Raw genomic sequence first — 20,460 nt, 5'->3', positions numbered from 1 at the left:
TTCCGGGGAATTCCTTGGGTCTTCACAGCATGCCCACACGGCCGTTGGGGAGCTACGGGCGCGGGGGTGGCTCAAGGTGCATGCAGCAACGTACCCACCTGGAGAAAGGTCGCAGGGAGCGGCAAAACCTCCCGTAACGCCCCGCAGTTCGGGCTCTACGCGCGTCCCGCAGCCCCGGAGCACGGAGCGCGGACGCCGTACCCGGGGTTCGCGAGCGGGCCGCGTGGCGTCGGCGTACCGCCCCCGAACCGGACGCGAACCGCGACCGAACCGGCGCCGCACACCCTGACGCCGCACGCCCAGGCGACCGTTGGAGGTGACGATGCGGCTGGCGGAGATCATCGAACGGCGGCCGGTTCCGGCCGCCGGGCTGCTCGCCACGCTCACCCGGCGCTGCCCGCTGAGCTGCGCACACTGCTCCACCTCGTCCGGGCCGCGCGGCGAGGACACCCCGGCCGCCGCGCTGCGCCGCTTCGTCGGCGGCTTCACGCCCGCGGACCGCCCGGACGTCCTGATGCTCACCGGCGGCGAGCCGCTGCTGCTGCCCGCCCTCGTGGCCGACCTCGCGGAGCGCGCGACGGCGGCCGGGACGCGTACGGCGGTGCTCAGCGGCATGTTCTTCGCGTCCGGGGGCCGGGTCCCCGACCGCGTCCTACGGGCGTTGCGGCACGTCGCGCATTTCTCCGCGAGCCTCGACGTCTTCCACGAACGGGAAATACCGCGGGCCGATGTTTTCCGCGCCGTACACATCCTCGAGGACAGCGGAATCGACGTGAGTTTCCATCTCACGGGGAATTCCGTGGACGACCCCTATCTGGCGGAAATCACGGCGGCCGTGCGCGCCGAGTTCGCGGACCGGGTGGCCATGCTCGTGAACCACGTGCGGCCCGTTGGACGGGCGGCCGCCTGGGCGGGCGCGGGCACCGTGTCGAACGTCGGCGGGCTGAACGGCGGTACGAGGGACGGGACTTCGGCGGACGGCGTTCCGGCGGCGGACGGGACTCCGGCGGCCGACGCCGCGCCCTCGCCCTGCGCCATGGCCGCCTGGCCGGTCGTCGCCTTCGACGGCACGGTGGTCGCCTGCTGCAACCAGCGCGTGGTCGACACCCGCCCCGTACCGGAGCACCTGCGCCTCGGGCACGTCGCCGAGGACGGCTGGCCGGACGTACGGCGGCGCTGCCAGGACTCCCCCGTGCTGCGCGCCCTGCGCACCTCCGGCACCACCTCGTGCGCGGACTGCCGCGGTCTGGCCGGGGACGACCTGGCCGCCGCCGTACGGACCGGCTCCCGCCCGGCGGCCGGGGCCGTGGACGCCCTCGGCGCGCGGCTCCAGCGCGAGGCGGGGGCGGCGGTGCTGCTGCGGCGGTACGGCAGCGCCCCGTACGCGCCGCTGGTGCTGCTCGGCGGCGGTGGCCGTGACGGCGACGGCGCCGTACGCGCCCCCCGGGAGGCCACGGCATGAGTGTTCCGACGCACACCCCCACGGCCCCCGAGCCCACCGACGCCACCGCCCTCGGCCTCCAACTCGCCCTCGTACGGCCCGTGCTGCGCACCGCCGCCGCCCGCGTGTGGCGCGACGACGACGGCCTCACCGGCCGCTACCGGCACTACCTGCGCGCCATGCACCAGGTCATCCGCGCCTCCGTCCCGCTGCTGGAACGGGCCGCCGACCGCTGCGGGGAACGCACCGGCGACCCGGTGGCGGCGCCCCTCGCCGCGTACCTGCGGGCGCACGCCGAGGAGGAACGCGGCCACGACGACTGGCTGCTGTCCGACGCCGAGGCCGCCGGCTGGCCGCCCGGGGAACTGACCGGCTCCACCCCGCCCCCGGCGGTCGCCGCGCTCGTCGGCGCGCAGCACTACTGGATCGAGTACGCCCACCCCGTGGCCCTCCTCGGCTACGTGACCGTGCTGGAGGGCAACGCCCCCGCCCCCGGCCTCGCCGGGCTGCTGGCGCGGCGCACGGGGCTGCCGCCCGCCGCGTTCGAGACCGTACGGCTGCACGCCGATCTCGACGGCGGGCACAGCGCCGACCTGGCACGGCTGCTCGGCACGCTCCCGCTGGACGCCGCCCAGCGCTCCCTGGTCGCCGTCAGCGCGCTGCACACGGTCACCGCGCTCGCCGAGCTGTTCGACCGGATCGCCGAGGCCCCAACCGTTCAGGAGACCCCCCATGAGTGACCACGCGCACGCCCTCGGCCCGCTCCACGCGCTGGAGGACGCCGGTTTCCCGCTGCACTCCCTGTCGCCCGAGCAGCGCGCGGTGCTCCAGGGGCTGAGCGCCGAGGAACTGACGCTGCTGCTCGGTCTCAAGGAACGCCTGGACGCGGCCGAGCCCGAGGTGCAGGCGCACGGCGAGATCGCGGGCGGAGCGCTGTTCTGATGACCGCCCCCGCCCCGGTGCGGTGCCCCCGCTGCCCCGAACCGCCGCCCGACGGCGCCGCGTTCTGCCCCCGCTGCGGCGCCGCCTGCGAGGCCGCGGCGGACACGGCGGCCGTCGAGGAACGCCGTGTGGTGACCGTCGTCTTCTGCGACCTCGTCGGCTCCACCGCGCTGTCCGGGCGGCTCGACCCGGAGACGCTGCGGACCGTCACGCTGCGGTACTTCGCGCTGATGCGCGCCCGTATCGAGGAACACGGCGGCACCGTCGAGAAGTTCATCGGTGACGCCGTGATGGCCGTCTTCGGCGTACCCGCGCGCCACGAGGACGACGCGCGCCGCGCCCTGGCCGCCGCCCACGCCATGGTCACCGGCCTCGACGTGCTCAACGCCGACCTGGAACGGGAGCACGGCGTACGGCTCGCCGTCCGCATCGGCGTCAACACCGGCGAGGTCGTGGCGGGCATCGACCCCGCCGCGCGGCAGGCCCTGGTCTCCGGCGAGGTGGTGAACATCGCCGCCCGGCTGGAGCAGCACGCCGGGGCGGGCGAGGTCCTGATCGGGCCCGACACGGCGGACGCGGCGGGCCCGTCCGCCGTCACGGAGCCCGCCGGTTCGCTGGCGCTCAAGGGCGTCGCCGCCGCCCTCCCGGCGCGCCGTCTGCTCGGCCTCCACGAGGACGACCCGGAGCGCATGCGCCGCTTCGACACCCCGTTCGTCGGCCGCTCCCAGGAACTCGCCGAACTCCGCCTGCTGCTCGGCAAGTTGGCGGCCGACCCGGCGTCGTACCTGGTGACCGTCTACGGCGAGGCCGGGCTCGGCAAGACCCGGCTGCTGCGCGAGTGGCTGCGGGACTGCCCGGCGTACGGCGCGGGCCGCTGCCGCCCGTACGGCGAGACCGGCACCCTCGCGCCGCTCGCGGAGGCCGTACGGCACATCCTCGACACCGTCGGGGAGGACGCCGGGCTCGCCGGGCTGCCCGGCGCGGAACGCGCCGAGGCCGACCAGGCGCTGCGGCTGCTGCGTTCCGGGCTGCTCGCGGACGGCACGCCCAGCCCCTCCACGGACGACACCGTGATGGCCCTGGCCTGCCTGCTGGACGGCCTGTCCCGGGAACGGCCCGTGGTGCTCGTCCTGGACGACTGCCACTGGGCCGCCGAACCGCTGCTCGACATGGCCGCCCGGCTGCTCGACGAACTCGACCGCGCCCCCGTGGCCCTGGTGTGCGCCGCCCGCCCCGAGCTGCTGGAGACCCGCCCCGGCTGGGGCAGCGGCCGGATGCGCGCCGCCTCCCTGATGCTCACCCCGCTGACCCGGGAGGAGTCCGCCGAACTCGCCGGCGGGCTCGTCGAGGTGGCGGCCCACCGGCACGGGGTGCTGGAGGGCGCGCTGGACCGCGCCGAGGGCAACCCCCTCTACCTGGAGCACCTCACGGCGCTGGCCGCCGAGGGCGACGACGACCTGCCGGTGACCGTGCACGCGCTGCTCGGCGCCCGTATCGACGCGCTGCCGCCCGAGGAACGCGCCCTGCTCCAGCTCGCCGCCGTACTGGGCCGCGAGTTCCGCCGTACGGACCTCACGGAGCTGGCCGCCGGTCCCGGCGACGGCGCCGTACCCGGCGTGCCGGGCGAGTCCGCCGCGACGCTGCGCGGGCTGGTACGGCGGCGGCTGATCGAGACGGGCGGGCGCGGCCCGGTCGCCGGGGCCGAACTCCGGTTCGGCAGCGGCCTGGTGCAGGAGACCGCGTACCGGGGGATGGCCAAGAAGGTGCGCGCCCGGCACCACGAGGACGCCGCCCGCGTCCTCGGCCGTCACGCGGGCGCGGACGCCGCCGTCGGCAACCACCTCGCGCGCGCCCACCGGCTGCGCGCCGAACTGGGCACCCACGACGGCGACACCGACGCGCTGCGGGCCCGGGCCGCCGCGCTGCTCGCCCGCGCCGGTACGGCCGCCCTGGCCCGTTCCGACCTGCCGTGGGCCGACGACCTGCTCGGCCAGGCCCTCGACCTGGCCGCGCCCGGCGAACCGGCCGCCGCCGAGGCCGCCCGGGGCCTCGGCGAGACCAAGGTCGCGCGCGGCGAACCGGCGCGCGGGCGCGAGCTGTTGGCCGGGGCGCTGGCCGACGCGGAACGCGCCGGCGACCGGTACGGCTCCGCGCACGCCCGGCTCGCGCTCACCGCGCTCGACCCCCGGCACGGCTCCGCCGCCGAGGTCGCCGCGACCGCGTTGCCGCTGTTCGAGGCGGCGGGCGACGACCGGGGCGTCGCCCGCGCCTGCGTGCGCCTCGCCCAGGACCGCCAGCGGCGCGGCCGCCACGCGGAGGCCGAGGCGCTGCTGCGCCGGGCGTTGGAGCACGCCGACCGGGCGGACGCCGAGCCGGAACGCGCCCTCGCCCTCGGCGCCGCCGGGATCTCCCTGTGGCGCGGCCCGACACCCGTCGCGGACGCCGTGGCGCGCTGCGCGGAGCTGCTGGCCGCGCACGGCGCGGGGCGGCCGACCGTACGGGCCACGCTGACCTGCCCGTTGGCCGTGCTGCTGGCGCTCCGGGGCCGGTACGCGGAGGCGCGGGAGCGGCTGGCGGAGGCGGAACGGCTGGCCGACGGGCTGGGCTACGCGGAGGGCGCGCTCTTCATCCCGCTGTTCGCGGCGGAGGTCGAGGCCCTCGCGGGCACGCCCGAACGCCGCCTCGGGCTGCTCGCGGAGGCCGCGCGGGCGGGGCGCGAACTCGGCGCCGAGGGCGCCCTCCCGGGCATCGCCCGGGACCGGGCGCGGACCCTGCTGGACGGCGGCGACCCGGCGGAGGCGCTGGCCCTGCCGGACCCGGCGGACGCGGACCTGCCGCCCGCCGAGTCCGCCGACGCGCACGGGCTGCGGGCCCGCGCCCTGGCGCTCGCCGGGCGGGCGGACGAGGCGCGCGCCCGCGCCGTACGGGCCACCGCCGTCGCGGGCGACACGGACTCGCCGGTCGTACGCGGCACCGCCGCCCTGGACCTCGCGCGGACGCTGCGCACGCTGGGCCTGCCCGGCGAGGCGGCGCGCGAGGCCCGTACGGCGCTGCGGCACTTCACGGCGAAAGGGCACCGGCTGGGCGCGGACCGCGCGACGGCGTTCGCCGCGGACAGCGCCGCGGCGGCCGGGACGCCGGAGAACGGGACGGCACGGGACGGGACCGCGGTCGACGGACCGGCGGGGCGAGCGGCGGGGAGCAGCGTGGCGGAGGGCCGGGAGACCGGTCCGACGGACGCGCGGAAAGGCGGGACACCATGACGGCCGGGACGGCAGGAGGGCTCACCTGGAGCCTGCGCGACCGCACCCCCGACGAACTGACCCTGACGGCCGACACCGTGCCGGAGGTCCCGGCCGACCCGTGGGCCTGGTCGGACGGCACGGGCGTACGGGTCTGCGTGGTGGACACGGGCGTGGAGTCCGGGCACCCGGTGGTCGGCCCGCTCCAGGGCTCGTACGAGGTGACCGCGGACGCCGACGGCGCCCCCCACGTCGTGGACAGCGGCCCGCTGCCCGACGGCGAGGGCGACGGCTGCGGCCACGGCACGGCGTGCGCGGGGATCGTACGGCGGGTGGCGCCGGGCTGCTCGCTGTACAGCGTGCGGGTCCTCGGGGAGGGCTTCACCGGCACCGGCGACGCGCTCCTGACCGGGCTGCGCTGGGCCGTCGACCAGGGCTTCGACGTGGTCAACCTGAGCCTGTCCACGACCCGTCCGAAGTTCCTGGAGTCCCTGCGGGCCCTCGCGGACCAGGCGTTCTTCACCGGTACGACGCTGGTGGCGTCCGCGCACAACACACCGGTGGAGAGCTTCCCCTGGCGGTTCTCGTCGGTCGTCTCCGTCGGCACGCACCGCGAGGACGACCCCGGCCTCTTCCTCTACAACCCGGCCCCGCCGGTGGAGTTCTTCGCCCCCGGCCAGAACGTGCGGGTGGCGTGGACCGGCGGCAAGACCATCCGTACGACCGGGAACAGCTTCGCCACCCCGTTCATCGCGGGGATGTGCGCCCGCCTGCTCGGCAGCCACCCGAAGCTGACGCCGTTCCAGATCAAGCACGCGCTCTACCTCTCCGCCGCGAACGTGACCATCGGCGACCCAGGAACCCGAGGTGAATCATGAGCCAGACCCACGGCCTCGTACCCGCGGCCAGTACGGCCCCCGCGACCCGGCCCGGCAGCGCCGAACGCGAACTGCTCCAGTCCGTCGTGGAGACGGCGCGGGCCATCTTCGGGGCCGCCGCCAGCTCCGTGCTGCTGCACGACGAGGCCGCCGGGGAGCTGGTCTTCCAGGCGGTCTCCGGGGAGGGCGAGGAGTTCCTGGTGGGGTCCCGCTTCCCGGCGGGGCGCGGCCTGGCGGGCTGGGTGCTCGTCTCCGGCGAGCCGATGGTCGCGGACGACCTGCGGGAGCAGGGGATGTTCGCCAAGGACGTGGCGGAGGACACCGGTTACGTGCCGGACGCGCTGATGGCGGCGCCCCTCGCCCACCACGACCGGGTGCTGGGGGTGCTGGAGGTGCTGGACCCGGCCGAGCAGTCCCGTTCCAGCCTCTCCGAACTGGACCTGCTGGCCCTCTTCGCCCGCCAGGCCGCGGCGGCCCTCGCGGTCGTCACGGAGCGGCGCGAGGAACCGGCTCCGGCCGCCGTACGGGCGCGGAGCCTGGAGCTGGTGTCGGCGCTGCGGGACGTGCTGGAGGGGGCGCCGCCCCGGGGCTGACCCGGAGCGGGAGACGGTACGAGGACGGGCCGGTCGCCGGGGTGGCGACCGGCCCGTCGGGGCGTGCTGCGTACGGGTCAGCGGGCGGCGGTCTCCACCGCGTCGGCGGCGCGGGCCTCGCTCTTGCCGTCGGCGAGCAGACCGCCGACCTCCGCCGCCCGCGCCCGCAGCGCCGCGTCGCCCGCCGCCGCCGTGACGGCCGCGCGCAACGCGCCGTCCCCGGCGTCCGGTTCGGGCAGCCGCCGGGCGACCCCGGCGCGCAGGCAGGCGGCGGCGAGGACCTGCTGCTCGGAGCCGTTGGGGGCGACGAGCAGCGGGTGGCCGTACAGCAGGGCGCCCAGTACGGGGGCGGACGTCGCGTTGGTGAGGACGACCTCGGCGCGGGCGAGCAGCGGCCCCATCCAGGGCCGCCGCCCGACGACGAGGTCGGCGCCCGGGTCGGCCTCGGCCGGTGCGGAGCGGCCCAGTTCGACGACGCCCCGGTGGGTGCCCCCGGTGAACGCCGCGTTGAGGCGCGGCCAGAGGCTGCCGCCGCCGAAGGTACGGCCGAGGTGGACGTACGCCAGCGGCCGGTCGTCCGGGAGCGGCTCCGGCGGGGCGGCCTCCGGCGGCGCGTCCGGCTCCCACCAGCAGGGGCCCACGTGCCGTACGGACGGCGGGAGTTCGGCGCCCGACACCTCCAGCAGCGGGTGGCCGCGCAGCAGGAACGCGTCGCCCAGCAGCGGCGCGTCCGGCGCCCGCCCGGGCCGGGGGGCGAGCCCGGCGGCGTCGCGCACGGCCGCGTGGTGCTTCAGCGTCTCGGTCAGCCGCCAGGTGCGGCTCCGCGCGTCCGGCGCCTCCGGCCCGTCCCGGTACGGCCACAGGTGCGCCGCCAGACCGAGGACCACCACGGGCACGCCCGCGGCCTCGGCCGCGACCAGCGCGCCGTGGCACAGCACCGAGGTGAGCAGCACGTCGGGCCGCGACCGCCGTGCCTCCGCGGCCACTTCGGCGTACTGGGCCTCCCCGCGCACCGTCCAGTGCGACACCGACAGCGCGGTGGCGTCGGCGGTCACCGACGCGTCCAGGCCCGCCGCGGCCACCGCGGGCGCGCCGCCCGTACCGGTCAACACCCGGACGTCGTGCGACCGGCGGCGCAGCTCACGGCCGACGGCGAGCGCCGGGTAGAGGTAGCCCGGGTCGCCCAGCGGGCACAGCAGCACCTTCATCGCGGTCAGCCCTTCGTCGTACGGAGGTCCGGTCGACCCGGGTCGGCGCCCGTACGGAGCCCGGGGCCCGGGTCGAGGCCCAGGTGGCGGGCGAAGAACGCCATCACGTCCGCGTACAGCCCGGCGCTGCGCGCGGCGCCGCGGGCGCCGTGCCCGACGCCGCTCTCGGCGCGCAGCACGACGGGCGCGCCGTCCGGGCCCGCCCACTGGAGCGCGGCGCACATCTTCCGGGCGTGCAGCGGGTCGACGCGGGAGTCGCCGTCGAAGACGGCGAGCAGCACCGCCGGGTAGCGGGCGCCCGCGCGGACCCGGTGGTACGGGGAGTAGCCCAGCAGCCGCGCCAGGTCGTCCGGGTCGGCGGCGCTGCCGTACTCGTCGCGCCAGCTCGGGCCCATCCCGGACAGCTCGTAGCGCACCATGTCGAGCAGCGGCGCGGCGCACACCACGGCCGCGTACGCCTCCGGGCGGCGGGTCAGCGCCGCCCCCGCCAGCAGCCCGCCGCCGGAGCTGCCGAGCACGCCGAGGCGTCCCGGCGCCGCCCAGCCGTCGCGCAGCAGGTGGTCGGCGGCGGCCTCGAAGTCCCCGAACGACACGGCCTTGTGGGCGCCCGCCCCCGCCCGGTGCCACTCGGCGCCCTCCTCTCCCCCGCCGCGTACGCAGGCCACCGCGTACACGCCGCCCGCCCGCACCCACGGCAGGGCCTGCGGGGTGAAGCCGGGGGTCATGGCGGCGCCGAAGCCGCCGTAGCCGGTGAGCACGGTCGGGCGCGGCCGGTCCGGACGGCCGGTGGGCGACAGCACGAACAGCCGGACCGGCGTGCCGTCCCCGGCGCGCGCCACCTCCTGGGTGACGGCGACGCCGTCCGTGCCGGGCACGGCGGGCGGGGCACCGGCCCACGGCCGCAGGCGGCCGGTGCGGGCGTCGTAGTGCAGGACGGTGGTGGGCGTGACGTGGTCGGTGTACGCGAACCACGCCTCGTGGCCCGGCTCCGGACGGGCCGTCAGCCCGGTGACGGTCCCCTGCCCGGGCAGCGGGACGGTGCCCGCCGGGGCGCCGGTGAGGGCGTCGCGCAGCGCCAGTTCGCAGACGGCGTGCCGGGTCCGTACGACCGCCAGCAGCGGGCGCGGCAGCTCCGGGCCGTCCAGCACCGCGACGTCCTGGAGGACCGTGCCGGGCTCCTCCGGGACGAGGGTCCGCCAGCCGTCCGGGGCCGCGTCCGAAGCCGCGCCGGGGTCGGCCGGTTCGGCCGGTTCGGACGCGTCGGCCGGTTCGTACGGGTCGGCCACGGCGATCCGGCCGCGCGGCGCGCCCGCGGTGGTGCGCAGCAGCAGCGGGCCGCCGCCCGCGCGGAGGCGTACGGCGGTACGGCCGTCGGCGTGCCCGCCGAACGGGCGCAGGCGGGGCCGGTCCGGCGGGCACGCCGTCAGGTCGGCGGTCCACAGCTCGGTGCGGGGCTCGGTCCCCTCGCTGGCGCCGACGACGAGCAGCCGCCCGTCGGGTGCGGTGGCCACCGTGTAGTACTGGGTCGCGGGGCGCCCTGCGCCGAACACCTCCACGTCCCGGTCGGCCGGGGTGCCGACCTCGCGCAGCAGGACGCGCCGGGCCGCGCCGCGCTCGGTCCCGGTCCCGGTCCCGGTCCCGCCGTACGGGAGCCGCCGCACGTAGTAGAAGTGGCGGCCGCCCGGCAGCCACGCCACGGGCGAGCGGCGCACCCGGTCCACCGGGCCGTCCAGCACGGCGCCGGTCGCCACGTCGAGGACGCGCAGCAGCGACCGTTCGGTGCCGCCCGAGGAGGTCTGGACGGCGACGCGCGTGCCCTCCCAGGACGGTTCCCACGCGTCGATCACGGTCGTGCCGGACGGGTCGGCGGCGAGCGGGTCGAGGAGGACGCGCGTACGGCCGCCCTCGCGTACGGCGAGCACCGACAGGTCGCGGCCCGGCTCCCGCAGCAGGTGGAACTCCCGTTCCCCGCGCGGCGCGGGCGGGCTCGCGCCGCCGCCCGCGAGCCGTTCCGCGAGCCATCCGCGCAGCTCGTCCAGGCGCGGCCAGGACGCCCGTTCGGCGGCGAACACCCGGTCCTGGGCCGCGCGCCAGGCGGCGGTCGCCGGGGTGTCCGGGTCCTCCAGCCAGCGGTACGGGTCCGCGACGGGCCGCCCGTGGAGCACCTCCACCGGGCCGCTGCGGGGAGCGGGCGGGTAGCCGCGCCGGGCCTGCGCGGGCGCGGCGTCGCGGGGCGGGGACACGGTCATCGCGGCGCTCCAGGGAGGGCGTTCGGTCGCTGCGGGGTGGGCGCGGGTCAGCGGGCGTCGCGCGGTTCCGGCGGGGGGTCGGTGGGAGCGGCGTCCGGCGCGCGGTCCGCGTCCCGTACGCCGTCCGGCGCCCGTACGTCCCCGGCCCGCCGCGCGTCGTCGGCGTGCAGCACGACTTCCGGCTCGGCGTCGGCGGCCCGGAGGGGGCGCGCCTCGACCGGCCCGACCGCCTCGGGAGCGGCGCGGCGGTCGGCGGCCGAGCCGCCCGCGTCCGCGTCGCCCGCGTCGCCGCCCGTGCCGTCGTCGTCGAGCGAGGTCTCCCGCAGCAGCGGCACCGCGGACAGCAGGGTGACGACCGCGGCGGTGCCGGCCAGGGCCAGCCAGGTGCTGCTCGCCCCGAGCCGGTCGACGAACGAACCGGCCAGGACCGGGCCGAGGGAGGCGAGTCCGGCCATCATCAGCCCCGTGGCCGTACTGACCCGGCCGAGCAGGTCGCGCGGCGCGAGCACCAGCGTGGCGCGGCCCACCACGATCCCGGCGGGCGGGCTGAAGAAGACGATGACGACCAGGACCGGGCCGATCAGCCACGGGTCGTCGGTGCGGGAGAAGACGGCCAGCCCGAGCGCCCAGACGAAGCCGATGAGCAGGAACAGCCGGGACGCCGGTATCCGTTTGATCAGCCGCGCCGCCGCCGCCGCGCCGAGCAGCGCGCCGACTCCCGCGCAGCCCATCACCGCGCCGATCGCGGCGCCGCTGGCGCCGCTCTGGCGCAGCGAGACCACCATGGTGGTCTGCGCCGCCGCCGAGACGACGTTGATGCCCGCGGCGAAGACCAGCGCGGCGAGCAGCGCGCGCTGCCCGCCGAGCCAGCGCAGCCCGGCGGTGAGCCGGTTGTCGCGTTCGGCGCCGACGGCCTCCTCGGGCTGCCGCCGGGCGATGCGCAGCAGCAGTACGGCGGAGACCGCGTACGTGCCCGCGTCCACCGCGAACGGCAGGATCGGGTCGAGCGTGAACAGCCAGCCCCCGAGGAACGGTCCGATCAGCGAACTCGACGCCACCGCCGCCTGGTTGCGGCTCAACGCGTCGGTCAGGTCCTTCTCCGGCACCACGTCGCGTACGGCGATGGTGGCCGCGGGCGCGAACACCGCGGTGGCCGCCCCCTCGATCACCGCGACGCACAGGAGCTGCGCCTGCCCCAGCTCGTCCACCGCGGCGACCAGCGGGATGCTGGCCAGCGCGGTGAAGCGGACCAGATCCGCGCCGACCATGATCATCCGCCGGTCGACGCGGTCCGCGAGGTGCCCGGCCGGGAGCCGCAGCACCGTACGGGTCACCAGCGAGCAGGTCGCGACCGTACCGGCCTGTGCCGCGCTGCCCCCGATGGAGAGCACCAGCAGCGGGAACGCCAGCAACGACAGCTGCGAACCGAGCGTGGACAGCGTCGTGCTGAGCCAGAAGCGGCGGAAGTCGGCGTTGGTCCGCAGGACGCCGGCGGCTCTCATCCCAGCCGCCCCACGGCGTTCAGGCAGTCCAGGACGCCCGCGTCGACCCGGTCCTGGAACGAGGCGCGGACCGCGGCCTCCTCGTCGTACTGGTAGTGGTCGTGGCAGCTGACCCAGCGGCCCTCGGTCTCCTCGGCGCCGAGGTAGCCGTCCGCGACGGTCCCGACCTCCATGCCGGGCTTGCCCGCCGTCTCCCAGCAACTCGCCAGCACACCGTCGGCGTTGACGACGGCGCCGTACCGGCCGTCCGCGAACGAGCAGGCCTGGCAGGGGACGTGGGCGCGGGGGCGGGCGACGGAGAAGCCCAGTTCGAGGGCGCGGGCGTGCCAGCGTACGAAGTCGGAGACGAGGCCGTCCTCGTGCATCAGGTTGTTCGCGTAGCCGACGCCGACGTCGCCGACGCGGGCGAAGTGGAGGCCGCAGCGCGACGGGTCCAGCTTCTCGCCGAGGCGCTCCAACAGGCCGTCCATGCCGGGCTGGTTGAGGTGCGAGACGTTGACGCGCAGCATCCAGCGCAGCGACGTCGTCTCGATGGCGCGCGCGATGTTGGAGATGATCACGTCGAAGGTGCCGCCGCCGGAGCGCCTGATGCGGATGGTGTCGTGGTCGGCGCGGTCGCCGTCGAAGGTGACCTGCACCGAGCTGAGCCCGGCGGCGTTCAGCTCCTTGGCGATCAGCGGCGTCAACAGCACGCCGTTGGACGTCATCGAGGCGGTCAGCTGCCCCAATTCACCCGCGCGGGTGAGGAGTTCGCGGCAGCCCTTCGGGTTGAGCAGCGGTTCGCCGCCGAAGAGGAGCAGCGCGAGGCGGTCCATCTCCGCGGCGGCCATCCGCTCGCGGGTGAACTCCATGACCTGGTCGATGGCCTCGTGCGTCAGCCGCGCGTGCTTGATCCGCGGCGGCCGGGCGCCGCCCTTCGGGTCCTGCGCGGTGTTCTGGAAGCAGTAGCCGCAGCCGAGGTTGCAGTCCGTGCTGGTGAGCACGGTGAGGGAGTACGAGTTGTAGGGCCGTACGTCGTACAGCCCGGCCTCCCGCAGGTAGCGCTCGGCCGACGGGCGCAGCGTGCCGTCCGACTCGACCTGGCCGGGCTTCATCCGCGCGTAGCCGCCGCCGCCCAGGAACCACCACCCCCTGTCGGCACGGATCAGGCGGGCCCCCGCGGTGGGAAGGGCAACGGAATGCGTACCGGACACGACGACCTCCGGGTCGGGGCGGTGGCGGGGACGGACTGCGCCGGGAAGGACGGCGGGCGGAACGTTGGGGCGGGAACGCCCCGGGCCCCCGGCCGCGGCGGCGCGTACGCCGCCGCGGACGGGGAGGACCGGCACGGAGACCGGATCAGACGCTGTGCTCCTGGTGCACGCCGCACCAGGGGGTGTCCTCGCCCTCCTCGGAGTGGGCGACGACCTCGGGCTCGTCGACCGCCTCCTGGTGCACGCCGCACCACGCGACGCTGGACGCGGAGTGGGCGACGACCTCGGGGGTCTCCTCGGTGGGCTCGGTGTTCTCAGCCATGCTGGTCCTCCATACGACGGGCGATGGGACGACGGTGGCGGCTTGGCGCCGACGGGCCAGAAGTTAGGAGCGCCGGGTTCGGCACCGGTTCGGCACCGGTTGTCACCCGGTGAAGACCGCAGGTCGGGACGGTGTGCGGGGGTCGTACGGGGACGTGCGGCGGTGGGCGGGAGCGGTGCGGCGGGCGTACGGGGGCGTGCCGGGCGGCTGGTGGACCGGTGGCAGGTGGGCGGCATCGGGCGGCGGCGCTCGCATACCGAAACCGGACCGGTCCCGAACTGGCGGGCAACCGCCCGTTCCTACGGTGGCCGCCGCACGCCACGCGACCGCGAGAGGACGCCCGCGCATGGACACCGAGACCGCCGCCGCACCCCCGCCGGACGCCGCCACCGCCGCGCCGGGCTGCCCGGTACGGCGGCCGGAACCACGTACGGGAGCGGGGCCGGGCACGGGAGGGGGCACGGCCCCCGAACCGCTGCCGGAGCCGCTGGGGGCCGCGTTCCTGGCCCGGCCGGGCGAGATCCTCACGGAGCTGCGCGAGACCTGCCCGGTGACGCGGGTACGGACGCCGTCCGGCCGCCCGGCCTGGCTGGTGACGCGCGCGGACGACGTACGGGCCGGTTTCCTCGACCCGCGCCTGTCGCTGAGCGGCGGCCGTACGCCCGACCCGGAGGTACGGCGGCGCGCCCTCGACGTCACGCTGGTCAACTACGACCCGCCGGACCACACCCGTATCCGCCGCCTCGCCGCCCCCGCCCTCAGCCCCGCGCGCATGGGCGCCTACCGGGAGCGCATCGCGACCGCCGCCCGCGACCTCCTCGACGCGGCCGACGCGGCGCGCGGCGACGGGCCGGTGGAGCTGATGGAGTCCTTCGCCCGGCCGCTCGCGTTCCGGTCGCTGTGCGAGATCTTCGGCGTACGGGAGGAGGAACGGGCCGCCCTGTACGAGCCGGTGGCGTGCCTCGCGGACAAGGGCCGGTACACGCCCGCCGCCGTCGAGGCGAGCGTCGCCCGCATCGACGCGTTCGTCCGCGGGGAGATGGCCCGCCGCACGGCGGCGCCCGGCGACGACGTGGTGTCCCGCACGCTCGCCGCCTGGCACGAGCAGGGCGGCGCCGCGGAGGACGAGGTGGCCTCGCTGCTGGCGATGCTGCTGCTGGCCGGGTTCGACAGCACCGTGCAGGCGATCGGCATGAGCACAGTGGCGCTGCTGGAGCACCCCGAGGTGCAGCGGTCCCTGCGCGAGGACCCCGAGCGGGTCGCGGGCGCGGTGGACGAGCTGCTGCGCTGGGACACCCCCGGCCCGTTCAGCACGAAGCGGGTGGCGCTGGCGGACGTACGGTTCGGGGACACGGTGATCCCCCGGGGCAGCGGCGTGCTGCTGTCCGTCGCAGCCGCCAACCACGACCCGCGCCACCACGCCGACCCGGGCACCCTCGATCCGGGACGGGCCACCGCCGGACGGCACCTGACCTTCGGTCTCGGCCCGCACTACTGCCCCGGCTCGGCCCTCGCCCGGCTGGAGCTGACCCTCGCCCTGACCGCGCTCCTCACCCGCTGGCCCGGTCTCACGCCCGCCCTCCCGCTGTCGGACCTCACGTGGGGCGGCGGCTACCTGCACCGCAGGCTGGCGGCGCTCCCGGTGCTGCCGAGCAGCGTCTAGCCGATGTCCGGGGGCAGCACCTCGGCCACCGGGCCCCGCCGTACGCACCGCCCGTCCGCGAACACCACCGCCTCCTGCGCGACGGCCCGTACGGCGGGCACGTCGTGGCTGACGAGGAGCAGGGCCGTCGCCGCCGGGGCCAACAGGCCGGGCAGCGCGCCGAGTACGCGTTCCCGCGCGGCGGTGTCCAGCGCGGACGTCACCTCGTCGCACACCAGCAGCGCGGGACGCGCCGTCAACGCCCGGACCAGGGCGCAGCGTTGGAGCTGGCCGCCGGACAACCGGTCCGGGGTGCGGGCGAGTTGCGCGGCGTCGAGGCCGAGCGCCTCCGCCGCCGCGAGCGCCTCGGCGGTTGCCGCGTCCGGGGTGAGGCCGCGCAACAGACGTGCGGTGTGCGCGAGTTGAGGCAGCAGCGGACGGTGCGTCTCGAAGGAGTCGGCGCTGTTCTGGTGCACGTACTGCACGGCTCGGCGCTGCGTCGCGCGACGGCGGTGGACGCGGACGGGCAGCGGCACCCCGTTCTCGCGCACCTCGCCCGAGGTGGGCGCGGTCAGCCCGGCCAGTACGCGGGCGAACGTCGTCTTGCCCGCGCCGGACGGGCCGAGCAGCGCGGTGCGGCTGCCGGGCGGGAACGCCAACGTCACCGGCCCGGCGAGCGGTACGGCGGACCGGCGGCGTACGGCCACCCCCACCGCCGTCACCCCCTCCGTCGTGACCCGCGCCGCCGTGCCGCCTTCGGGCCGAGGCGCGCCCGCCACCGGGCCCGCCGCCGTACGAGCCGCGCCGCCCGCCGCCGTACGAGCCGCGCCGCCCGCCGCCGTACGCCGCTCCGCCGCGAGCAGTTCCCGCGTGGTCCGGTGGCGTACGGCGGCGGGCGCGCCCCCGGCCGTACCGGCGCCCAGCACCTCGGCCGTACCGCCCGCGTCCACCGCCCGCCCGTCCGCCAGCACCACGACCCGGTCCGCGACGGCGCGCACCGTCGGCAGGTCGTGGCTGAGCAGCAGGACGCCCGCGCCGTCGTCCGCGAGCGCCCGGAGCGTACGGCCGAGGGCGCGCGCGAGGTCCGGGTCCAGGCCGCTCGTGGGCTCGTCCAGGACGAGCAGCCGCGCGCCCGTCACCAGCGCGGAGGCCAGCGCCACCCGCTGCTGCTGGCCGCCGGACAGCTGGTGCGGGAAGCGCCGCCGTACCGCCGCCGGGTCGAGCCCGGCGGCGGTGAGGGCCGCCGCGGCGGCGGCCCGGCGCGCGGCGCGGCCGCGACCCGCCGCACCGGTCGCCCCCGCCAGCCCGGCCAGCTCCGCGAGCACGCCGTCCACCCGGCGCACCGGGTCGAGCACCGACTCCGGGTGCTGCGGCAGATGGGCGGCGCGGCCCGCCCGCGCCGCGCGGCGCGCGGGCGGCGCGAGGGCCAGCAGGTCCGCGCCGTGCAGACGTACGCGCCCGGCCAGCCGCACCCCGGCGCGCGACGCCCCGAGCGCGGCGAGCCCGAGCGTGGTCTTGCCGCTGCCGGACGGCCCGACGACGGCCACGACGCCGTACGGCCGTACGGTCAGCCCGACCCCGTCGAGCAGCGGACGCGCCGCCGACGCGGCGTGCGCCGAGAGCCCGTCGACCTCCAGCAGCGGTACGGCGTCGGCGCCGCCCGCGTACTCCCCTTTCACATGAGCCCCCTGCCGCGCGCGAGAGCCCGGTCCACCAGCAGGTTGCCGCCCACGCACAGCGCCGTCAGCAGTCCGGCGGGCACCAGGACGGCCGCGGGCTGGAGGAAGAGGGCGTCGCGGTTGCGCTCGACCAGCACGGCCCAGTCCGGGGAGGACGCGGGCAGCCCGAGGCCGAGGAAGTTGGCGGACGCCAGCAGGTACAGCACGGTGGTGAAGCGCCCGGCCGCGTCCGTGGCGAGCGGCCCGGCCGACTCCCGTACCAGGTGCCGCAGTTGGACGTACGCCCAGCCGTGGCCCTGCATGCGCAACGCCTCGACGACCGTACGGGCCCCGGGCGCGAGCGCGGCCCCCCGTACGAGCCGGGCGACGGCCGGGACCTGGAGCAGCCCGGCGACCGCGACCGGCCAGCCCCACGCGCGGTGGCCCGTCGCGGCCAGCGTCATCAGCACCAGCAGGCCGGGGAAGGCGAGCAGGACGTCGGAGGTACGCATGACGACCTCGTCCAGGCGGCGGCTCGGCCCGGCGGCGAGCAGCCCCAGCGGCACCCCGACGGCCATGCCCACCGCGAGCGCCGCGACGGCGCCGCCCACCACCGACGCGCCGCCCCGGAGCACGAGCCCCAGCACGTCGCGGCCCAACACGTCCGTGCCGAGAGGGTGTTGGCCGCCGGGCGGCCGCGACGGCAGGGCGCCGTCCGCCGGGGCGAGGTCGCCCCCGTACAGCAGCGGCCCCAGTACGGCGAGGAGCACCGGCACGCCCAGCAGCACCAGGGCGGCCCACGGGAGGCGGGGGCGCCGCGCGCGGGGCGGCGCGTACGGCCCGTCGGGCGCGCTCACGCCGTCAACTCCCGGCGCGGCGCGAGCCGGTGGGCGACCAGGTCCGCCACCAGGTTCACCGCGACGGCCGTCCCGGCGAACAGCAGCGCGTACGTCTGCACCAGCGGCAGGTCCCGGTTCTGCACGGCCTCCACGAAGCCGTCGCCCAGGCCGCGCAGCCCGAACAGCGCCTCCACCAGCACCGCGCCGCCGAGCAGCCCCTCCACGCAGCGCGCGTACTGCTGCGCCGCCGCCCCCAGCGCGCCGGGCAGCACGTGGCGCAGCACGACCGTACGTTCCCGCAGCCCGAGCAGCCGCAGGTGCTCGGCGACCGCGCCGTGCCGCTGCGCGGCGACGCCCGCCCGCACCTGCCGGGCCAGGTCGCACAGGTGGCGCGCGGTGAGGACGGTGACGGGCAGCACCAGTACGGCGGGCCGCGCCAGCAGGTCGCCCGGCTCCATGCCGACGGCGGTGGCGGGCAGCAGCCCCGCCCACAGCGACAGCGACGCGACGAGCAGCAGCCCGAGCACGAACTCCGGTACGGAGTGCAGCACCAGCGCGGCCGCGTTCAACGCCCGGTCCGGGCGGCTGCCCTCGCGCAGGCCCGACACCGTGCCCACGAGCGGCGCCAGCACGGTGACGAGCAGCAGCGCGGGCACGCCCAGCGCCAACGTGACCCCGGCGCGGCGGCCGAGGTCGTCCCCGACGGGCACGCCCGTGGTGAGGGAGGTGCCGAGGTCCCCGGTGAACAGACGGCCGAGCCAGTGCGCGAAGCGCGCGGGCGCGGGCTCGTCGAGGCCCAGCCGGGCGCGCAGCGCCTCGACCTGTTCGGGCGTGCCGAGTTCACCGCGGAGCACGTCCGCCGTGTCGCCGGGCAGCCGGGTGCCCACGACGAACACGGCGACGAGCACCACCAGGCACTGGAGCAGCGCCAACAGGCAGCGCCGCACGACGTACGCGCGCACCTCAGCCGACGCGGACCCGGTCGAAGCGGGCCCAGTCGCGGGAGTTGGGGGGCGCGGCGCGCAGGCCGCGTACGGAGCGGGCGACCGCGTCGTTCGCGTCGGAGAACGCCCAGACCAGCAGCCCCGACTCGGCGCGCGCCAGCCGCTGGGCGCGCGCGAGCAGACCGAGCCGCTCCCGCTCGTCGCGGGTGGTACGGGCCCGGTCGAGGAGCGCGTCGAACCTCCCCGAGGCGTACTGCGTCTGGTTGCGCGCCGCGCCGCCGCGCACCCGCTGCTGGAGGAAGTCGGAGACGGGCAGCGTCGAGGTGGTGTTGAAGGCGGCGACGCCCTTCGTGCGGATCTCGCTGAAGTACGTGCTGGAGGCGCGGGTGTTGACGGACATCCGCAGCCCCACCTCCGCGAGCTGCCGCGCCATCAGGTCGGCGGCGGGCTCCCACGCGGCGTCCACGGAGCTGGTCTCCACCGTGAACCGCAGCCCGTCCGCGCCCGCCTCGCGCACCAGCCGCCGCGCCTCGTCCACGTCCCGCTCCTCGGGCGCGAGCCCTTCCGGGTAGCCGTGCAGGCCCAGCCCGAACAGGTCGTCGCCCGGCTCGCCGTGCCCGGCGAGCGCGATCCGTACCAGCGCCTCGCGGTCGATGCCGAGCCGTACGGCGCGGATCAGCCGGGGGTCGTCGAACGGCGCGCGGCCCGTACGCAGCAGGAGTTGCTGCGCGGTCGCCCGTTCCGCGGTCAGCAGGCGCGTGGCGCCGTCCTGCCGCAGCCGTTCCACGGAGGCGCCCGCCATGTCGGCGGCGTAGTGCACCTGGCCGGAGAGGAGCGCGTTGAGCCGCGCCGACTCCTCGTTCGCGGGAACGATCTCCAGCTCCGCGACGTGCGGGGCGCCGTCCCAGTGGTCCGCCCAGCGGCGGTAGCGGGCGGTGCCGCCGGGGGTGAACGAGACGTACGTGAAGGGCCCGGAGCCGACGGGCTTCCGGAAGTCCGTCGTCCCGTCCGGCACGATCTCGGTGCCGGGGCCCGCGAAGACGGTGGGGAACGCGAAGTTCGGCGCCTTCAGCACCAGTACGACGGAGCGCGCGCCGTCCGCCCGGCTGGCGTCGAAGTCGATCGCCGACAGCAGCACCTGCGAGGGCGAGCCGGTCTCCGGGTCGGCGGCGCGCCGGTAGCTGTGGAGGACGTCCTTCGCGGTCACCGGCTTCCCGTCGTGCCACGACGCCTCGCGCAGCAGCACCCGCCACCGGGTGCCCGACGCGTCGCTCTCCCAGGAACGGGCCAGCCGCGGACGTACGGACATGTCGTCGGCGTACGTGCCGAGCGTGTCGTAGAGGGCCTTCGCGCGGGCCTGGTCGACGAAGTTGGGCGCGACGTGCGGGTCGAGGGTCTCCTGCGAGCCGCCCGAGGTGAACGCCGCCCGGAAGCGGTCGCCACCGCCGCCGTCCCTGGTGTCGCCGCCGCAGCCGGTGAGCAGCCCCGCCCCGCCGAGCGCCAGCGCTCCCCCGGCGGCCAACACCCCGCGCCTTCCGGGCGGTCGGCCCACGGCCGGTGCCGGTGCCGGTCCCGTACCCGCCGCCGGTGGCCCCGTCCCCGTCCGGGCATGCGTCGTCACATCGATCCTCTCCGGGGTGTCCTCGCCCCTGACAGCAGACCGGCGACGGGTCAGTCTCCTGGCTCCCGGATCGTCGCTCGCCTCCGCCTTCCCGTCCGCGTCAGCGGGCGGTGGCGTGCGGGAGGGTCGCTACCCGGTCACAGTGGCGGGACCGCGCCGGATTCGCACCGGCTTCCTGGTTCCCGT

At 77.2% G+C, this 20,460-nt stretch carries 16 protein-coding genes and 1 riboswitch; of the genes, 7 read left to right on the top strand and 9 right to left on the bottom strand.

Annotated features, from left to right (window positions below; translation table 11 throughout):
- The first annotated feature begins 322 nt into the window (after positions 1 to 322).
- The 6 genes from D7M15_RS23640 to D7M15_RS23615 are packed head-to-tail and all read left to right on the top strand — an operon-like array spanning position 323 to position 7,096.
- Positions 323 to 1,462, top strand: coding sequence for a radical SAM/SPASM domain-containing protein (locus tag D7M15_RS23640; protein WP_121519349.1), 1,140 nt, complete (start codon positions 323 to 325; stop codon positions 1,460 to 1,462).
- Entirely contained in the window at positions 1,459 to 2,181 is a 723-nt protein-coding gene (locus tag D7M15_RS23635) for an iron-containing redox enzyme family protein (protein ID WP_121519348.1), read from the top strand. The genes D7M15_RS23640 and D7M15_RS23635 overlap by 4 nt, the downstream gene beginning before the upstream one ends.
- Positions 2,174 to 2,383, top strand: a complete 210-nt coding sequence (locus tag D7M15_RS23630) for an aroma-sacti cluster domain-containing protein (protein ID WP_121519347.1) — start codon at positions 2,174 to 2,176, stop codon at positions 2,381 to 2,383. The genes D7M15_RS23635 and D7M15_RS23630 overlap by 8 nt, the downstream gene beginning before the upstream one ends.
- A complete protein-coding gene (locus D7M15_RS23625) occupies positions 2,383 to 5,646 on the top strand; it encodes an adenylate/guanylate cyclase domain-containing protein (protein WP_121519346.1) in 3,264 nt (1,087 codons plus the stop codon). The genes D7M15_RS23630 and D7M15_RS23625 overlap by 1 nt, the downstream gene beginning before the upstream one ends.
- The gene (locus tag D7M15_RS23620; RefSeq protein ID WP_121519345.1) at positions 5,643 to 6,503 is read left to right on the top strand and encodes a S8 family serine peptidase; all 861 of its coding nucleotides are present in this window, start codon (positions 5,643 to 5,645) and stop codon (positions 6,501 to 6,503) included. Before D7M15_RS23625 ends, D7M15_RS23620 begins: the two co-directional genes overlap by 4 nt.
- Positions 6,500 to 7,096 carry a GAF domain-containing protein gene (locus tag D7M15_RS23615; RefSeq protein WP_121519344.1) on the top strand — a complete coding sequence of 199 codons (597 nt, stop codon included), beginning with the start codon at positions 6,500 to 6,502 and terminating at the stop codon, positions 7,094 to 7,096. The genes D7M15_RS23620 and D7M15_RS23615 overlap by 4 nt, the downstream gene beginning before the upstream one ends.
- Before the next feature lie 77 nt (positions 7,097 to 7,173).
- Here D7M15_RS23615 and D7M15_RS28610 read toward each other — a convergent pair whose 3' ends face one another.
- The 5 genes from D7M15_RS28610 to D7M15_RS28605 form a co-directional block, all read right to left on the bottom strand.
- Positions 7,174 to 8,304, bottom strand: a complete 1,131-nt coding sequence (locus D7M15_RS28610) for a glycosyltransferase (RefSeq protein WP_165906320.1) — start codon at positions 8,302 to 8,304, stop codon at positions 7,174 to 7,176.
- Positions 8,305 to 8,309: 5 nt separating this feature from the next.
- Complete coding sequence (locus D7M15_RS23605; protein ID WP_121519343.1) at positions 8,310 to 10,553, bottom strand: prolyl oligopeptidase family serine peptidase; 2,244 nt, start codon at positions 10,551 to 10,553, stop codon at positions 8,310 to 8,312.
- A gap of 47 nt (positions 10,554 to 10,600) precedes the next feature.
- Positions 10,601 to 12,055: an MFS transporter gene (locus D7M15_RS23600; RefSeq protein ID WP_121519342.1), complete on the bottom strand. Its 1,455-nt coding sequence runs from the start codon at positions 12,053 to 12,055 to the stop codon at positions 10,601 to 10,603.
- Positions 12,052 to 13,248 carry a radical SAM protein gene (locus D7M15_RS23595; protein WP_121521274.1) on the bottom strand — a complete coding sequence of 399 codons (1,197 nt, stop codon included), beginning with the start codon at positions 13,246 to 13,248 and terminating at the stop codon, positions 12,052 to 12,054. Before D7M15_RS23595 ends, D7M15_RS23600 begins: the two co-directional genes overlap by 4 nt.
- A 145-nt stretch (positions 13,249 to 13,393) precedes the next feature.
- A complete protein-coding gene (locus tag D7M15_RS28605; protein ID WP_165906319.1) occupies positions 13,394 to 13,570 on the bottom strand; it encodes a hypothetical protein in 177 nt (58 codons plus the stop codon).
- Positions 13,571 to 13,916: 346 nt separating this feature from the next.
- Here D7M15_RS28605 and D7M15_RS23590 point away from each other — a divergent pair, with 346 nt between their 5' ends.
- Positions 13,917 to 15,233 (top strand): cytochrome P450, encoded by a 1,317-nt coding sequence (locus D7M15_RS23590; protein WP_121519341.1) that lies wholly within the window; start codon positions 13,917 to 13,919, stop codon positions 15,231 to 15,233.
- Here D7M15_RS23590 and D7M15_RS23585 read toward each other — a convergent pair.
- The 4 genes from D7M15_RS23585 to D7M15_RS23570 are packed head-to-tail and all read right to left on the bottom strand — an operon-like array spanning position 15,230 to position 20,178.
- Positions 15,230 to 16,891, bottom strand: a complete 1,662-nt coding sequence (locus D7M15_RS23585; protein WP_121519340.1) for an ATP-binding cassette domain-containing protein — start codon at positions 16,889 to 16,891, stop codon at positions 15,230 to 15,232. The genes D7M15_RS23590 and D7M15_RS23585 overlap by 4 nt on opposite strands.
- Complete coding sequence (locus tag D7M15_RS23580; RefSeq protein WP_121519339.1) at positions 16,888 to 17,727, bottom strand: ABC transporter permease subunit; 840 nt, start codon at positions 17,725 to 17,727, stop codon at positions 16,888 to 16,890. Before D7M15_RS23580 ends, D7M15_RS23585 begins: the two co-directional genes overlap by 4 nt.
- Positions 17,724 to 18,656, bottom strand: coding sequence for an ABC transporter permease (locus tag D7M15_RS23575; protein WP_240649442.1), 933 nt, complete (start codon positions 18,654 to 18,656; stop codon positions 17,724 to 17,726). Before D7M15_RS23575 ends, D7M15_RS23580 begins: the two co-directional genes overlap by 4 nt.
- A gap of 16 nt (positions 18,657 to 18,672) precedes the next feature.
- Entirely contained in the window at positions 18,673 to 20,178 is a 1,506-nt protein-coding gene (locus D7M15_RS23570; RefSeq protein WP_121519337.1) for an ABC transporter substrate-binding protein, read from the bottom strand.
- A 147-nt stretch (positions 20,179 to 20,325) separates the two neighbouring features.
- Positions 20,326 to 20,455, bottom strand: a riboswitch (cobalamin riboswitch).
- Positions 20,456 to 20,460: the final 5 nt, after the last annotated feature.

Source organism: Streptomyces sp. Z26, assembly GCF_003665095.1.
Taxonomy (GTDB): Bacteria; Actinomycetota; Actinomycetes; order Streptomycetales; family Streptomycetaceae; genus Streptomyces; species Streptomyces phytohabitans.
The sequence above is the reverse complement of the archived record's forward strand: the minus strand, read 5'-3'. Positions and strand labels throughout refer to the sequence as shown.

Bases quoted from the DNA above. Each gene is read 5' to 3' on its own strand.
- D7M15_RS23605 (WP_121519343.1), bottom strand. From the start codon at position 10,553: ATGACCGTGTCCCCGCCCCGCGACGCCGCGCCCGCGCAGGCCCGGCGC.
- D7M15_RS23630 (WP_121519347.1), top strand. From the start codon at position 2,174: ATGAGTGACCACGCGCACGCCCTCGGCCCGCTCCACGCGCTGGAGGAC.
- D7M15_RS23590 (WP_121519341.1), top strand. From the start codon at position 13,917: ATGGACACCGAGACCGCCGCCGCACCCCCGCCGGACGCCGCCACCGCC.
- D7M15_RS28610 (WP_165906320.1), bottom strand. From the start codon at position 8,304: ATGAAGGTGCTGCTGTGCCCGCTGGGCGACCCGGGCTACCTCTACCCG.
- D7M15_RS23615 (WP_121519344.1), top strand. From the start codon at position 6,500: ATGAGCCAGACCCACGGCCTCGTACCCGCGGCCAGTACGGCCCCCGCG.
- D7M15_RS23620 (WP_121519345.1), top strand. From the start codon at position 5,643: ATGACGGCCGGGACGGCAGGAGGGCTCACCTGGAGCCTGCGCGACCGC.
- D7M15_RS23625 (WP_121519346.1), top strand. From the start codon at position 2,383: ATGACCGCCCCCGCCCCGGTGCGGTGCCCCCGCTGCCCCGAACCGCCG.
- D7M15_RS23640 (WP_121519349.1), top strand. From the start codon at position 323: ATGCGGCTGGCGGAGATCATCGAACGGCGGCCGGTTCCGGCCGCCGGG.
- D7M15_RS28605 (WP_165906319.1), bottom strand. From the start codon at position 13,570: ATGGCTGAGAACACCGAGCCCACCGAGGAGACCCCCGAGGTCGTCGCC.
- D7M15_RS23635 (WP_121519348.1), top strand. From the start codon at position 1,459: ATGAGTGTTCCGACGCACACCCCCACGGCCCCCGAGCCCACCGACGCC.
- D7M15_RS23600 (WP_121519342.1), bottom strand. From the start codon at position 12,055: ATGAGAGCCGCCGGCGTCCTGCGGACCAACGCCGACTTCCGCCGCTTC.